The 15,904-nt window shown below is 39.0% G+C and carries 13 protein-coding genes and 1 tRNA gene; 7 read left to right on the top strand and 7 right to left on the bottom strand.

Translation table 11 applies throughout. The features are described 5' to 3' along the window. Positions 1–27 precede the first annotated feature (27 nt). Genes GM182_RS05185 through GM182_RS05175 form a run of 3 tightly spaced genes read left to right on the top strand, consistent with a single transcriptional unit; the run spans position 28 to position 2,753 of the window. The gene (locus GM182_RS05185; RefSeq protein WP_449186057.1) at positions 28–624 is read left to right on the top strand and encodes a pyruvate kinase alpha/beta domain-containing protein; all 597 of its coding nucleotides are present in this window, start codon (positions 28–30) and stop codon (positions 622–624) included. After that, entirely contained in the window at positions 617–1,441 is an 825-nt protein-coding gene (locus GM182_RS05180; protein ID WP_449186056.1) for a hypothetical protein, read from the top strand. The genes GM182_RS05185 and GM182_RS05180 overlap by 8 nt, the downstream gene beginning before the upstream one ends. Further along, positions 1,416–2,753: an S-layer homology domain-containing protein gene (locus GM182_RS05175; RefSeq protein ID WP_449186055.1), complete on the top strand. Its 1,338-nt coding sequence runs from the start codon at positions 1,416–1,418 to the stop codon at positions 2,751–2,753. Before GM182_RS05180 ends, GM182_RS05175 begins: the two co-directional genes overlap by 26 nt. Before the next feature lie 108 nt (positions 2,754–2,861). Here the strand turns inward: GM182_RS05175 and GM182_RS05170 are convergent, their stop codons facing one another. The 6 genes from GM182_RS05170 to murJ (GM182_RS05145) all read right to left on the bottom strand — a co-directional run bounded on the left by GM182_RS05170 (position 2,862) and on the right by murJ (GM182_RS05145) (position 10,758). Continuing rightward, positions 2,862–3,737 (bottom strand): ABC transporter permease, encoded by an 876-nt coding sequence (locus GM182_RS05170; protein WP_449186054.1) that lies wholly within the window; start codon positions 3,735–3,737, stop codon positions 2,862–2,864. Next, complete coding sequence (locus tag GM182_RS05165) at positions 3,737–4,879, bottom strand: ABC transporter permease (RefSeq protein WP_449186053.1); 1,143 nt, start codon at positions 4,877–4,879, stop codon at positions 3,737–3,739. Before GM182_RS05165 ends, GM182_RS05170 begins: the two co-directional genes overlap by 1 nt. After that, on the bottom strand, positions 4,872–6,449 hold the full coding sequence (locus GM182_RS05160) for an ABC transporter ATP-binding protein (protein WP_449186052.1): 1,578 nt from the start codon (positions 6,447–6,449) through the stop codon (positions 4,872–4,874). Before GM182_RS05160 ends, GM182_RS05165 begins: the two co-directional genes overlap by 8 nt. 61 nt (positions 6,450–6,510) lie before the next feature. After that, positions 6,511–7,683 carry a BMP family lipoprotein gene (locus tag GM182_RS05155; protein WP_449186051.1) on the bottom strand — a complete coding sequence of 391 codons (1,173 nt, stop codon included), beginning with the start codon at positions 7,681–7,683 and terminating at the stop codon, positions 6,511–6,513. Between the two features lie 55 nt (positions 7,684–7,738). Continuing rightward, positions 7,739–9,259 carry a murein biosynthesis integral membrane protein MurJ gene (gene murJ / locus GM182_RS05150; protein ID WP_449186050.1) on the bottom strand — a complete coding sequence of 507 codons (1,521 nt, stop codon included), beginning with the start codon at positions 9,257–9,259 and terminating at the stop codon, positions 7,739–7,741. Then, positions 9,256–10,758, bottom strand: coding sequence for a murein biosynthesis integral membrane protein MurJ (gene murJ / locus GM182_RS05145; protein WP_449186049.1), 1,503 nt, complete (start codon positions 10,756–10,758; stop codon positions 9,256–9,258). The genes murJ (GM182_RS05150) and murJ (GM182_RS05145) overlap by 4 nt, the downstream gene beginning before the upstream one ends. Positions 10,759–10,827: 69 nt before the next feature. Here murJ (GM182_RS05145) and GM182_RS05140 point away from each other — a divergent pair, with 69 nt between their 5' ends. The 4 genes from GM182_RS05140 (at position 10,828) to GM182_RS05125 (ending at position 15,497) form a co-directional block, all read left to right on the top strand. After that, a complete protein-coding gene (locus GM182_RS05140) occupies positions 10,828–11,415 on the top strand; it encodes a hypothetical protein (RefSeq protein WP_449186048.1) in 588 nt (195 codons plus the stop codon). Further along, positions 11,390–14,200, top strand: coding sequence for an AAA family ATPase (locus GM182_RS05135; protein ID WP_449186047.1), 2,811 nt, complete (start codon positions 11,390–11,392; stop codon positions 14,198–14,200). Before GM182_RS05140 ends, GM182_RS05135 begins: the two co-directional genes overlap by 26 nt. Further along, complete coding sequence (locus GM182_RS05130) at positions 14,193–15,395, top strand: hypothetical protein (RefSeq protein WP_449186046.1); 1,203 nt, start codon at positions 14,193–14,195, stop codon at positions 15,393–15,395. The genes GM182_RS05135 and GM182_RS05130 overlap by 8 nt, the downstream gene beginning before the upstream one ends. A gap of 12 nt (positions 15,396–15,407) precedes the next feature. Next, positions 15,408–15,497: transfer RNA gene (locus tag GM182_RS05125), tRNA-Ser, on the top strand. Position 15,498: 1 nt separating this feature from the next. Here GM182_RS05125 and GM182_RS05120 read toward each other — a convergent pair. Then, positions 15,499–15,873, bottom strand: a complete 375-nt coding sequence (locus tag GM182_RS05120; protein WP_449186045.1) for a helix-turn-helix transcriptional regulator — start codon at positions 15,871–15,873, stop codon at positions 15,499–15,501. Positions 15,874–15,904: the final 31 nt, after the last annotated feature.

The raw sequence follows: 15,904 nt of genomic DNA, 5'->3' as shown, positions 1-15,904 counted from the left end.
AGAGATAGAAATTGAGGAGGGATTGCTGTGGAGCTGAAAACTGTACTTTACGATATGCCGGGAGAGATTAATACAGAGAAGACCTTGGAGCTTGCCTTTGAGTATGCTTTGAAACTACCGTCTAAGACGGTACTTGTGCCTTCAAGTAGGGGGATTGTTGCCAAGAAGGCGTATGAAATGAAGCCTAAAGGTGTTCGGATGATTGTGTTTACCCATCATATAGGATATTTTCACGATGATGAGGATGAGTTTGAACCGGGACTTAGGCAGTGGCTTCGTGATAGGGGTATAGAAGTGGTAACAATGACACATGCATTTGCCGGTATTGATAGAGGAATGAGAAAGATCTTTAAGGGAATATATCCTACTGAGATATTCGCACTAGCACTAAGAACAATGGGAGAGGGTACTAAGGTTGCAGTAGAACTTGCCGCAATGGCTGCAGATGCTGGACTTGTAACCACAAAAGATGTGGTTGTATCTCTTGGCGGGACCGCTAGGGGGGTAGATACTGCTTTGATTATCAATCCTGCTCATACCCGTAATATTTGGACAATAAGGCCTATTCACTTTATTTGTAGACCTAAGCTAGTGCAATTTCATCTGGAGGGTGACGATGGCTAATATAACCCGAACAATCAATGTTAAAAGACATCTAGATAAAGTTCTGGAAGTACTCAAAGATAAATATCCTAGTAAAACTATCCCATATGGTATCCAGTTTAGGACAGAAAATGGGATAGTTAATATTTATACCTCGGGGAAAATGGTTTACCAAGGTGAGGAAGCAGGATTAGAAAAGATTTTACAGCTGACAACAATATTTGAGGATGAAAATAGTCTAGTTTTTCCAGGGGTAGGATGTGATGAGGCAGGGAAAGGAGAATATCTTGGGCCTCTAGTAGTGTCATGTGTATGGGTAAAGGATAGGCAGGTTTATGGTGATTTGCAAGGTCGTGGATTTATGGATAGTAAGGATATTAGTAAAAAACGGTTGTTTGACCTCTATAAGTGGCTCAAAGAAACTGATGGTCATGGTCTTAAAGTGTCATATATGCTTTATACACCGGAGCAGTTCGACAGAATATATGCAAGGATGGGAAATATTGCTAGAATGCTAGATTATATGTACATTGGAACATTGTTGAAATTACCTCTGTCAAATCAAATTATTATTGATCGTTATAGTAAAGGTGCTTTGGTGGACCAGTTTATCAAAAATGTTGTCTTGGAAACTGGTGCTGAAAAGTATTTTCATGTTGCTGCAGCTTCTGTCGTAGCCAAAGTTATATATGAGAAATGGGTAGAACAGTATGTGCCAAAGGAAATAGCTGATATACTGAGACAAAGTCATGTGTCAATAAATGAGCGAAAAAGGGTATTATCTGGTATAGATATAAATAGGTGGGTGAAAAATGCGTTTAAAACTAATAATGTTTAAATTTGTAATTGGAGGATTGTTGTTATCCTTGATCCTTTTATATACTGTTCCTGCTGTATATGTCTATGGTAGTAATAACCCTTCAGTATCACTGAATACATACTTTACTTGCCACGGTGATAATCTTGTTGCCAATATAGATTTGTTTCTTAGAGATATATCTTTTATGGAGCAAAAGTCTAGTTATTTATCTCATATTGAGGTGATATCACCGTGGGGAAGACGATATTTTCATATACCCCTGTCTGTTATCGGTGATGCAACTTCTGGTTTATATCGTGGAACGCAGGTTATAGGAAAGTGTAAGGATGGAACTTACAAAGTAGAGGTTAGTATCAATGATCATGTACGCGGGCTTTATACGGTTTTTGTTCATAGTAGTCGTGTCAAGTATTTCGAAGATGATGTTGCTTTTTCACCGTTATTTCTTCAAGGTGTATTGACAGCTTCGTCAGGCGTTGTTAGTTTTGATGTGTTTGTTGAAAATAAGGAAGATGCTACCATTACACTCTCCAGAGATGATATCAACCTCAATGTTCTTCTGTATTCGGGGAAATACCTTATATATAGCAGTTTGTATGATATTGACGAGAAGTATGTCAAGTATGCTATAAGACCGGGAAAGTATATAACCATTCCCTCTGGTGATAGTAGAAAGATAGCTATTATCAATATTCCCGTTAAAGATAGAAAGACTCATAAAGGGCAATTTTCTTTATCTGTTGTGGCAACTGGTAGCCCCTTTTTGGGAAGTTATCTGAATATTCCCATATTTGAAAAAGGTTTACCCAATGATGTTCCTGACTGGGCTACAGATTATGTGTTATCGTTTGAAAACATCGGTGTTATTCCATGGAGTAATCTTTCAGTACCTGCAACAAGGAAGGATATGGCGATACTTATAGGTGGTTTATATCGGAGATTCTATCTTTTTAAGGGGGTAATATTTACCGATGTATCTATTGGAGAGCCAGTGTTTGGATTGTTAGGCAATTTGTTTTATATGCATAGGGTCAGTGGATACCCAGATGGAACTTATAGACCTACAGTTTCTTTATCAAGGTTAGAGGCAACTATATTCTTATTAAAGTATATATATGGTAATTCTGTATATGAAATGGTATCGAATACTCAACCTGAAGGTATATTCAAAGATGTTTCACCAGATAAGTGGTATGCACCGTGGCTTGAGATAGCGTATAAGCAGGGAATAGTAAAAGGATATGATGATGGTACTTTTAGACCCTTTGATAATGTTACAAGATTAGAAGTTATTGTTATGCTTTATCGTGCCTATTTACTTACGAAGTAAATACAGTAATGATTTACAGAAAATGACTTTGTAGGAAATTGTAGCTAAAAAGATAGGGGGACCACTCGGTCCCCCTTATATATTTGACATTATTTGCCTTATGTAATATTATTCGCCTCTGACATAGGGAACACCATCGGCTCTTGGTGGTCTGGCCTTTCCTATAAGTCCTGCAAGTACGACAAGAACGAGCACATAGGGTAGTGCGGTTAAGAATTCATCAGGTATGTAGGCTTTAACGAAATCAAGTAACCTTATAGCATCGGCAAAACCGAACATGGTAGAGGCGAGTACCGAACGGATAGGCATCCAATTTCCTAGAATCATTGATGCCAAACCGATAAAACCTCTTCCACCGGAAATACCACTCTGCCATATTGTAGGATATAATGCTATACCTCCTAATGAGGCAATGACACCACCTATAAGGACACCTGTATATCTCATTTTCTCAACACTGATACCCAAGCTATCTGCAGCTTCTGGGTTTTCACCAACAGAGCGTAGTCTAAGTCCAAGAGATGTTTTAAACAAAAGCCAATATGATAGTGGGGCAATTACCAGGAATAGCATAAGAGCTACAAGCCATTGAATGTCCATGCCAAATATTTGGGTGTAAGAGTTTGTTTTACTCTGTGTTTCTTGTCCAAACATGACAAGCGATAGCATACGAGTTACACCTATAGCTATGGTATTTAGTGCAACACCACTGACGATATGGTTAATTTTGAATGTTACAGTTGCCACGGCATGAATTAGTGATAGCAGTAGACCTGCCATAATACCCCAAAATAATCCCCACCAAGCACTGTGACCAAAGAAGGCACCGGCAACATAACCAAAGGATGACACAAGCAGTATGCCTTCAAGAGCTATATTAACAACACCAGATCGTTCATTAAATACACCGCCAAGTGCAGCATATCCGATTGGAGCTGAAGATATTATGGTACTTCTAATAATAAACCAAATTGTTTGCCACATTATCTATCACCTGCCTCAGAGAGGACTTCTTTTCTACGGAGCTTGGATATATATCTATTCATTGCCACACTTGCTATTACCATGACAATGATAATAAAACCTGTAATGAGGTCCATTGTAGAGTTTGGTATACCGAGCTCAAATTGTAGATTATAACCCGCTGTTCTGAGGAAACCAAAGAGAAATGCGGCTAAAACCACACCAATAGGATTGTTGTATCCAATAAGTGCTACAGCAATACCATCAAAGCCTAGTCCGCTTGTCATATGGTGAGTATAGTAGCCTTTAATACCAAATATTTCTTGGATGTTAATCAGTCCTGCAATGGCACCACTCCACAGCATGGCATTAAAAACCACTACTTTAGGAGGCACACCACTGTATTTTGTGGCATTGGGATTTGTTCCAAGCATCTCTATTTCAAATCCCCAATTGGTGTAGAAGATAATGATATATGCTACGAAAACTATTATAGCTGCGATAAAGAGACTTTCATATAGTGGAATATATTTGGGGAATGGAAAATGTCCATGGAATATATCGTATAGTCTATGGAAATCCACAGCTGCAGGGAAATTCATTGTTTTGGGTTCCAAACTTTCTCCACCTTTGACACCACTTAGAGGTCCATTTACAAAATATTTGGCTGTTGTGTATGCGATTTGATTCATCATGATGGTTGTGATAACTTCGTGTACTCCCTTTTTTACCTTCAAAATAGCTGGTATAAGTGCCCATAATGCACCACCAAGCATGGCAAAAATCACGACGAATATGACATTGAGCCAGTGGAGTGAAGGAGATTTAAATGAGAAATAAATCGCATATATAGATGCTACAAGACCGCCTATATAATATTGACCTTCCGTACCAATGTTAAAGACACCTGCTCTAAATGCTATTGCTGCGGCAATACCAGATATAACAAGAGGCTCAGCTCTTGCAATAATGTACCCTAAGTCTTGGGTAGATGTTAGTGTTTGCCCCATGATGTAAAAGGCATGAATGGTATCACTGATGGAGCCTTTTCTGATAAGTAGTATCAAGAAAAATAGTAAAATAGCCGATATCAAAATACCTACAACAGGGGCGACGAGAGACAAGAGGAAATATTTTATATTGTTTGTTTTCTTTTTAGGCACTTTGTTCACCCCCTGCTATGTCACTATCTTCATGTATTTCTACATCTCCACCGAGCATGTAGTATCCTACTTCCTTTGGAGTGACTTGTCTGCTCGTGTTATCAAGTTCTTTGATGATCTTCCCTTTGAACATAACACCTATCCTATCAGAAAGGAGCAGCAGCTCATCCAGGTCTGCCGACACAAGTAATATTGCTTTTTTCTGTTTTTTCTCCTCAAATAGTTGTCTATAGATGAATTCCATAGCTCCTATATCTACACCTCTTGTAGGGTGTGCTGCAATCATGAGTTCATGTTCAAAGCTAATCTCTCTTCCCACAACAAATTTCTGTTGATTTCCACCGGAAAGAGCACTCATAGGAACTTTTTCCGATGGGGTTCTAACATCGAACTTCTTAATAATCTCTCTGGCCCATTGAGCTATGTTGGAGAATTTTCTAAATATGCCGTATTTGGCAAAGTTTTCTTCTCTATGGTGGCCAAGAATACTGTTATCTGCAAGTGTAAAAGGCAAAAATACACCAAACTTATGCCTATCTCCCGGTATGTGGGAGACACCTTTTTTTCTTATAACATGGGTAGGCTTACCTGTAATATCTTCACCTTTTATGGTGATTTTTCCACCTTTCGGAGGCCTAAGTCCATAAATGGCCTCTATAAGTTCAGCCTGCCCGTTTCCTTCAACGCCGGCAATCCCGTATATTTCACCTGCTCGTATATAAAAACTAACATTATCAACGGCCATGACACCTTTGGTATCCGACTCTACCGTGAGGTTTTCAACCTCTAATATTGTCTCACCAGGAGTTACATTGGGCCTTGGAACATCCAGAAGCACTGGATGACCAACCATGAGCTCTGCAATTTTTTCTTTTGTTGCTTCGCTTTTAGGCATTGTATGGACAAGGCGACCCTTACGCATTACACTTATGCGGTCTGCTATAGCCATAACCTCGTGAAGCTTATGGCTGATGAAAATGATACTATGCCCCTGTTCTTTCAATCTATTAATAATGTTGAAGAGCTCATCTGTTTCTTGTGGAGTTAATACTGCCGTTGGTTCATCAAGGATGAGGATTTTGGCTTTTCTGTATAACACTTTAAGTATTTCTACTCTTTGTTGCTGGCCCACAGAAAGTACTTCTACATCTACATCGAGTGGAACATGTAATCCACTTTCATCCATTATTTTTTGAATCTCCTTTTTTGCAGTATCGAAATCTATGACAGCTGATGGTTCATAACCTAAAATAATATTTTCAATTGTGGTAAGACCGTATACAAGCATGAAATGCTGATGCACCATTCCTATTCCATGTTTGATAGCATCTTGAGGGTTTTTAAATTTTACAGGTTTCAGTTCACCGTCTACCTTAATGTAGATAGTTCCTTCATCGGGATGATAAAGTCCGTACAGAATCTTCATTAAAGTCGATTTACCTGCACCATTTTCACCTACAAGGGCATGAACTTCTCCCTCTCTTAGGTCAAAGTTAATATGGTCGTTTGCAAGTACTCCAGGAAAGCGTTTCGTGATGTTTTCCATCTTGAGGATGATATCTCCGGGCAAGTTGTTTCACCTCCCACAAAAATAAAAGGGGGAGCGTATGCTCCCCCTTTTGCATTTAAGATTACTGACCTAAGCTAGCTTTGAACTGCTGAAGTTCGTCATCTGTAGCTGGAACTTTAATTTCACCGTTGATGATTTTCTGCTTCAGCTCGTCTACCTGTGGCTTAATAGGATCGAGAAGATCCTTGTTGTAATCATTGTAGGCGTAGCCAACACCATTCTCTTTAAGACCAAACTCCATGACCTTGGCATCTACTTTGCCATTATCGTACATTTCCTTGATAATGGTGTAGACTGCGGTGTCTACACGCTTAAGCATGGATGTGATGATATGCTTTGCCATTTCTCTGTCCTTTTCCTGGTCAGATGTGGCAAGTATGAGACCCTGATCAGAGTCAACGCCAATTGCCCATTTGTTCTTTTCAAGTGCTGCCTCAAAGACACCCATACCTGTTCCGCCTGCTGCGTGATAAATAATATCAGCACCCTGGTCATACTGAGAGATAGCTATCTCTTTACCCTTTGGTGGGTTATTCCAAGCCTGTCCAGGGTCGTCAGATACAAAAGCGGTCATAATAGCACCATCTTTGCGGAGTTCTGGGTTGACATACATAGCGCCTGCTTCGTATCCAACCATGAACTTACGAATCAGAGGAATATCCATACCACCTATGAAACCAATCTTGTTTGTTTCTGTCTTATATCCTGCGATAGCACCAACAAGGAAAGAACCTTCCTGCTCTTTGAATAGCAGGCAGGTAACATTGGCTGGATGCTCATCTGGGCTATAACAAGAGTCAATAATAGCAAAGTGAACATTGGGGAAGTCCTTGGCAACATTCTTAATGGCATCTGTGAAAGCGAAGCCTACACCGATAACCAGATCGTAGCCGTTCTCGGCGAGTTTACGCAGAAGCTGCTCTCTGTCGCTTCCACCCTGCTTGGGCTCGAGATACTTCATTTCGATGTTAGTTCCATAATTGACATTGTCGGGATCATCTTTGATGTAACCGCCTAACTCTTTAGCTGCCTTTACGAGGCCTCTGTAAGCAGAGTCGTTAAAAGACTTGTCTCCTCTTCCACCGATGTCAAAGACGACACCGACTTTAAGCTTGGGCTCACCACTTGCTTGGCCTCCTGAATTCTGGTTACTGGTCTGAGACTGACCGCAACCCATGAGCCCCAGTGTAAGTACCAGGGCAAGGACTGTAATGATTGTAAAAACTTTCTTCATGCATAGTCCCTCCTTCTATAGGGTATTGTTGAGACATGTGTCTCTGCATAAATTATTATACCTTGTTTCTCTTGCGAAGGATGTTTAATTCTTTAGGTTTCACGAGTATAACGGTGATACCATAAGTAAACACAGCTGTAAATATAATAAGTATAGTTGTTATTTTATGCATCTGTCCTAAATATAGGTTGCTGCATATTAAAACTATGCTCATTGGGATAGAATAAGCTGTAATTCTCATAAAATCTTTTAATAACATGTTTATTAACTTGCCTGATATTTTCTTTTCTAATGTATGCCCTAACATATAGAAATTGACAATGCTAGCTAGGGATGTTCCTAATGCCAAACCCATTATTCCCATATTTAAAATAATTCCAAACAGATAGTTAAAGATAACATTGATAAATAGTGCAAAAGAAGAGGTTTTTAGAGGGGTCATGGTATCTTTAAATGCATAATGTCCTCTATTGAATGCTATGATAGCGCTCTGAAAAGGGATACCTATGGCATACATTGCCATGGCCATAGCTGTTAGGTGTACATCTTCCAATGAAAACTTACCGCCAGGAAAGTAGAAAAGTAAGTGAACTATCTTATCCGCTAAGAAAATGAGTCCCACAGCCGAAGGGATTGTTAAAAACCATATAGCAGATATACCGTTTTCCAACAATGTCTGAAAATCTTTCCATTGTTTTCTGCTAACGAGTTCTGACAATCTAGGGAAAAATGCTCCTGCTATGGCTATACCAAACATAGCTGGTGGTAACGATGCTATTTTGTTGGCATATTCTAGTCGTGTAATAGAACCTGTAGGCATAAATGATGCCATTATCTGGTCAGCCAGGACGCTGAAGTAGATAATACCAGTGCTTATCAAGGTAGGACTTGATATGGCCAGAAACTTGGCTACGATATCACTTGATGGTTTGCGTATATTTATGCGAAGAACATGTTTGACGGGTATGGTTGTGAAAATGAACATAAGCGTTGTTGCTATAAGTACAGATAAAGGCAAAGCATGAGATGTGTGAAAAACGTATATAACGATAACTATTGTTGCATTTTGGATGAACACAGCAAGATAAGGTATAGTAAAGATGTGATAAGACTGAAATAAGCTCCAAAGTATGCCACTGGTAATTATGAAGAAAAAGGCAAACGATGTCCATCTCAGAAAACTTACCAGATAGCTATATGTAATTTCGTTTATACCCGGGTATAATTTACCAATCCATGGGGCAAGCAGAAAGATAAGTATGGATACTACAAGTCCTAATGCTGCAACAAACGATATGAGACTGCTGGCAAGTTGTTTGGCCTTTTCTTCTCCTTCTTTTTCTTTTTCGTGTATGAAGAGGCTAAGGAAACCGATATTGAATGCAGATGATATTTGATTGGCAAGGTAGAAAATAACCTTCATTGTTATATTGAATGCGTCTGTAACAGGAGAAGTTCCAAAGAAATATCCTATAAGCATGTCTCTTATAAAGCCCAGTATACGACTAATAAATATGCCGAGGAAAGAGATAATGCTATTGACTTTTACAGATCTGGGTTTAATGAGTTGTTTCACTGTGTCTTCCTCCTTGCCAGTTTCCTTATAATATGGTACAGCTCTTCATCTTTTAGCATTCCTAGTATGACAATGTATATCATTGCACCGATTACGGTAAGCAGTATAGTATATATTCTGCTCATACCAGTAAGTCTTTTAAGAAATAGTAGAGATAGTGCCATAATAGTAGAGGCAATAGTAACTTTTAGAAGACCATAGGTATGTTTCCTGGCTAACCTGCTTTGGGTTATATGAAGAAGGATTATGATAACAGATATAAGCATTAATCCTGATGTAATAGCTGTTGCTAAGGCAAATCCGGGAGCTCCCATGTGGAATTGAAATCCTAGTAGCCAATTAAGAATGATGTTGATTGGAACAAATATCAAGGCAAGCCACATTGAAATATATCCCTTTTCCAATGCAACAAGACTATTATTGAGGGGAATGTATAGAGATGTAAACAGATAGCGAAAAGCATAGAACATCGTTGCTAGAGAGACAAGGGTGACATCATTCATTTGGAATTTACCGCCATAGTAAAGAAAAAATGTAATGTTATCTGATAAAGAGGCTATTCCAATTGCCGACGGTATAATTAACCAACCTCCTAAGTATAAAACCTTACCTATATACGAAGAGAACTCAGACATATCTTTGTTTGTGCTGGCTTCCGAAAATCCAGTGTATACACTTTTGGCAATAGCTTCACCAAATAGGGCATATGGAAGTATTGCTATAGTTGTTGCTGCGGCCAGAGCAGAAACACTTCTGGTATCTGGTAGTAATGTTGCCATGTATCTATCTACAAATGTATTAATGAAGTTGATGCTTGTCCCAAGCACAACAGGTATGCTAAGCCAAATGATTGTCTTTATGTGAGAAATATGTGGTTTTGTCCAAATGAAATATTTATTGATGAGCAGTGCTACTGCAATTATGACGGCAAACACCAATTCCCCGATGAGTCTGCCTCCCATAAGCATAGTAGTTGAAGGAAATATAAGTATACTGGCAATATAGATAGTGTTTATTAACGGTTCCCTGATGATTTGGTAGGTAAATATGCGAAATCCACTAAGAATACTTTCCGCTGTATCTGAAATAGACAGGATGATGATGATGGTTCCAGCCATTATGTACATGATTTGGCCAAATCGGATAAGAGACGGCGAATATGTCAAATTGCCTAAAGTATATTTGGCAAGGGGATAACTGAATATCATGAGTATGATACCAATAAGGATGTTAAATAGTATAACCACACTAAAGCTACTGGATATGGAAGCCTCATCTTCTTGGTGTTTGAGAATATGAGGTACCGATACTTTGTTGATGCTTTTGATTGTTGTACTTCTTATAAGACCTATGAGTGTTATTACAAATGAAAAAATAGACATTTCTGGAGAAAGACCAAACATAGTCTTGGTAATACGCTCTCTTATGAGCCCCAAGATTTTGCTAAGAAACTTGCCTATTATTGTGTATATCGATGCTTTTCGTATATTACCTTTCATCGTCGTATATTATCCCATAAATTACATGGTTATAATAAATCTCAGATGTTTGTGAGGAGGCATGAAACAATGTCATATAGAAAGATTATGGAGAAAATGGCTATATCTTCTCGTAAATGGTTATCAATAGATAGGTTAGGTCTGGAACAGAATGAAACTGTGGAGTTTGCCGAATTTGTGAGGAAGGAAAGTGGAGGACTTTTTGAAGTTTTGTATGACCGTAATCCTGAAACAGGTGAAATATATGCCATGATTGTTATGCGTATGAAAAGTGTGCCTGAGGGCGATATTAGGCGTATGCTAGGTATAGATAGGTTTACCATGGCATTTTTATTGTATGTTCTATTTGAGGAAATACAGGGACATACTTATGTACCTGCTGAAGATATTATTCATATGTTGAAAGAAAGAGGAATAAGCAAGGAAAATTTGATGTTAAAAAAAATTATTGCCAAATTAGAAGATTATGGGCTTATACAGGTAAGAGATGATGATACAGATTTTATTTTTATTAGACCTACAGCATTACTAAGAAGATTGATAGATACATCTAAGGTGGCAGCTAATATGAAGGATGTGTGGCAGAATGCTACCGAGGAGGATGTTAAGAAGATTATTGGGAGGGATGATAGTGAAGCCCCAATTACTGAAAATTAAAAACGTGCGTTCTTATAAAGAAGCAATTTTAGATTATGAAAATGCCAAGTTAATTTACTACTATGGACTTAATGGTTCAGGTAAGACGACGATTGCCAGAGCTCTTTTATTTCTCATAGGGATGGAGCCAGAAGATGGTGATATCCGCATGGGAGAGGATTTGCTCGAGGTTGAGGGGATTTTTGATGTTTCTGATGTATCTTCCTCTCTGGTTCCGAGGTCGGATATTTTACATGTGTATCTTGAAAAACAGATAGGAAAGAGGGTTCATTATCGTATTGGGGAAGAAAGGAAGAGAATCTCTCATGCCAGGCTCAGTGAATATTTTTCTTCTATAGGAGCCTCCCCTACCCAGGTGTTTATACAAATGGGGTCTATTCCTTTGCCTTTTCGCTCTGCAGTTGAGGAACATATAAAGAAAAGGGGACTGGCCGAGCATCGGAGAAGGCGTTTTTCAGCTCTTATGGACTTGATGGGTATACGGGATTTTATAGGTGTTCTGGAAGAGAAAAAACTTGACTACGATAGGGTTATGGAAATATATAAGGAGGCAAAACTAGATCTTATAGATGTAACACGTAACTTTGAGCTTGTCAAAACCCAATATGAAAGATTTCTGGAATATAAGGCGGTTCAAGAAGAGATAGAAAAATTAAAGAAATTGCGAAAAGTTGTTCAGGCAGCGCAACTACTTACTGAGCTTCGGGAACTTGCCAGAAAATATGGTGAGCTATGTAGACATCGGAAAACTCTCTTAGAGGAGCTAGAAGAAAAACGGAATTTGCTGAAGGATATTGAAAAAATGGAACACCGCCTCTCCGATGACTATAAAAAACTTACAAAGGCTATAGAGACTTTTGAAGTAAAGAAGAATCGTATTCTTGCAGATATAGGAAAAGTAGAAGGCCAATTAAAGAGCTTGGGTGATGTTAAAGAACCCCACAGTGACAGATATATGATGCTAACTATCCCACAGCTTGAGTCAGTAATAGCCAAGATAGACAGCGAAATCAAGGCACTTATTCGGAAGAAAAATGCTTTGAAAAGTAAACAGGAGACTATGAAGGGACAGAGAGAGTCTATTGCACGTTTACTGGAAGACAGAAAGAAAGAATTAGAAGATTTGCTTAAGAATATCCCCGAGCCTGTAGATGAAGTCTATCTTGGCGGGCTTGCCGACGAAATATCTACTCTTAAGAGGCACATACGTGATATCAAAGAGAGACAGAGACGTTGGAAGGAAAAGCTATCGAAAAGTCCCGTTATAGTTAAGGATGCAAGATACGCCGACATAGTGGCCAAAGTTTTAGCAGTATTTTTAGAAAAAGATCTGGCGCCACTGGGAAAACCTGCTCCTCTACCATATCCATCACTGCAAGATTATATTGAGACAAATGACGAAACACTTCGACGGTTATTGAGCCGTATATTTATTGTTCCAGATAAGGAGTCTGCCGATGAGGTGCGTTCTGCTGGTGCCCTTGCTATTATCCATGAAGAGATGTGGGATTGGTGGGGCATATGGGAAGAAAAACAGGGAAACTTTCATCTGGCTATATCGTCAGAACAAGTGGAAGATGTTCAGACAGATGAACTGGAAGAGAAGTTGCAGCATTTGGAAGAAGAATATAAAAAGCTTCAAAAGGCTCATAAAGCCTACTTGAGACATCAAGATAGAATAAGGTTTGTTAAAACGGATATCCAGTCTCTGGAACAAAAATTGTCTACGATGCCTGATGTCTCTCGTATTTTAGAAGAAATTCGTGAGATAGACAGGCAAATAGAATCGTTGAAAGATGACAAGCAGCTGGCAGAAGATACACTAAGATATCAGCGGTATTTGTCTTTAACAACGCGTAGAGACAGATTGTACAGGCAACTGGAAGAGATAAAGGGAGATGCACCCGATAAGAAAAAGATAGAAGATATTGTTGCTAGGTTATCTTCAGCCACTACCGATAAGAATTATCTAGAGAAAGATATTTCTAAGCTACGTTCTCTTGTATCCAAAGAGAAAAGAGAAATGCTTTCTTTGAAAGATAAAATGCTTTCATTGTCTGCAAAACTCAGTGTCTATGACAAAGATTTATTAGCGGATGCCTCCTTATATCAAGGAGATATGTCTACCCTTTCTATTGATAGGCAAATCGCCCTACTGGAGGCTAAATTGCAGGGTATGGGACAGGTAGAAGATGTTACCCTTAGATATGAAGAAATGAAACAAACCGTAGAGAATATGAAAAGACGTTTTGAGGAAGTAGAAAAATGGCAAGCTGAGGCACTGGGTGACCTTATGCAGTTGAAGCAGAATCTCATCAATTCTATTAGACAAATACAGTCTCAGATAACTGATATTTTTTCCGATTTTCTTTCAACCTTTGGATTTGATGGAAAAATTGAGATACATATAGATACAGATGCTCCCAAGACTGTCGGTGATGTTGTGGTTTCTATTCGTTCAAGAGATGGAGTTTGGAATGATTATGATGTAATGCGTTTGTCTGGTGGTGAAGGCATATTAGTGGCATTTAGTCTATATTTAGCTGCCTGGATGGTTAAAACAGGCAATGTGCATTTTCTTATGATTGATGAGGCACAGACCAATCTTGATAAAGTCAATTTTGGGAAGTTGTTGAGACTTCTTTTAGAAAAGGTGCCCGGCCAGATACATGTTTTTACAATGGTAGAACCTCCTAAGGTTGTAGCCGATAGAGACGATACTCTTATTTATCACATTACACGCAATGTATTTAATATGGCATCGGAGGTTATCAAGGTTGAATAAGGTTGCATTTACCCAGCTTCTTCAAGCGTATGGTGAAAGTTGGCAGCAGCTTCATAATTGGGGCAAGCTCATAAGAAGTCCCCAATTTATAGACATAGTTAGACTTTTACATATAGTGCTCATGGGTAATATATCTTCTACACTTGTTGATAATCATTATATCTATACAGAATTTGAAAAGCGATATGGTAGTTCAGGAGATGATGTGGAAAAAATATTGCTATTGGCTGTCAAAGAAGGTTTGTTGAAGAAGACTCGTGGTATCTATGAGCTAACACTCCATGGCAGGCTATTTTTGTTCCTGATATCTGATATTTTGGTGGAAATAGCTACATTTTATAAAACTCCTCCTACCAAAAGGGAAATAGCACATATTTTGCGTATTCTCTCTATGCTAAGGGTATATGAATCAGAGGGACTTGTTGCTGAAAATATAGGTTTGTTGACAACAGCCTTAAGTAATATTAGGAAAAGTGCTAAGTTTGTTTTGGATAGTGGTGGAGAGGACCTATATGAAAGACTGGTGGAAGAGTATGAGTCTATTAAATCGTTGGCATCAAGGATGTCTGATGATGAAGACTTTACCAAAGCACTAACAGCATTAGCGGGTATTATTGATACCGAGCTGACATTTATTAGAGAGCACCTTGAAGAGATAAGACATTTAAGAAGGAAAAGTTATCTTCTCTTGTATGCCTCTTCTCATGATGTAGAACGCATTCGTGATAAGCTTTTAGAAAATGTTGACATATACTTTGATTTTTCACTGATACCAATAGCTGGATTATTTACACCGGTATCTTATATTCGTCGCTATATGCCTCAATCTCGAGAAGATGATATTGTACAGAGAGAGGTTAGTATTACCTATGATGAAGAGGCTAGCGTAGTTATGCCTACTTCAGATGAATTATTTCAAGTGTTATTTGCCTATTATAAAAAGAACGATGAGCTTCCCAATATGTCAGAAGATACTTGGTGGCTTGATAGATTGAATATATACAAGGATTCATATATGGCTCAGAGGAATGATATAGGTTATATAAGGGCCATTAAAGCAAGGAAGGTTATGGCATTATCTATGTTCCTTATGGCGGCCATGTCAGATGAGAACATGAAAGCTTCTATAAAACAAAAAGGGGAAAGCTACTTCAGAGCTGCTTACCAGTGGGCTTTAAATAGTCATGTGTTATAATACATACTCGGTGGAGGGATGCCCGAATTGGCTAAGGGCCCGGCCTCGAAAGCCGAGGGTGGCCTTCCGGCCATGCGGGTTCGAGTCCCGCTCCCTCCGCCACTTACATTCCCTCATATAACTTTAAGATATTATCTATCATCTTTCTTTGACTTCTTAGCTCTTCTATCCACAGGCGAAGGGTCTGTTCACCTAATGGGGTGATAGTATATATCCTTCGTGCGGGACCTCCCATGGGACCGGGTGTTTCCCAAGAAGATACAATAAGCCCTTCCATCTCTAGTTCTCGTAGTACACGGTAAATAGGTCCCATTCCTCCACGGCCTTGTATTGTGTAGCCAAAGGGGGCCAGTTTAGCCGCAAGGTCATATCCATGGGATGGTTCGTTTCTTATAAGCAAGAGAAGTAAAAGTTTTAAAAACCAGCCTCCATATCCTCCCCATCGCATTCCTCGTCCAACGCCTCTTCTTCCTGGCACTGCTATCCCTCCTTTTTCTGTAGTGTATCAT

It is taken from the genome of Zhurongbacter thermophilus, from assembly GCF_026184435.1.
Taxonomy (GTDB): Bacteria; Coprothermobacterota; Coprothermobacteria; order Coprothermobacterales; family JAADFF01; genus JAADFF01.
The sequence above is the reverse complement of the archived record's forward strand: the minus strand, read 5'-3'. Positions and strand labels throughout refer to the sequence as shown.

Excerpts from the sequence above, each read along its gene's own strand:
- GM182_RS05180 (WP_449186056.1), top strand. The coding sequence starts at position 617 with ATGGCTAATATAACCCGAACAATCAATGTTAAAAGACATCTAGATAAA.
- GM182_RS05175 (WP_449186055.1), top strand. The coding sequence starts at position 1,416 with ATGCGTTTAAAACTAATAATGTTTAAATTTGTAATTGGAGGATTGTTG.
- GM182_RS05170 (WP_449186054.1), bottom strand. The coding sequence starts at position 3,737 with ATGTGGCAAACAATTTGGTTTATTATTAGAAGTACCATAATATCTTCA.
- GM182_RS05155 (WP_449186051.1), bottom strand. The coding sequence starts at position 7,683 with ATGAAGAAAGTTTTTACAATCATTACAGTCCTTGCCCTGGTACTTACA.
- murJ (WP_449186049.1), bottom strand. The coding sequence starts at position 10,758 with ATGAAAGGTAATATACGAAAAGCATCGATATACACAATAATAGGCAAG.
- GM182_RS05140 (WP_449186048.1), top strand. The coding sequence starts at position 10,828 with ATGTCATATAGAAAGATTATGGAGAAAATGGCTATATCTTCTCGTAAA.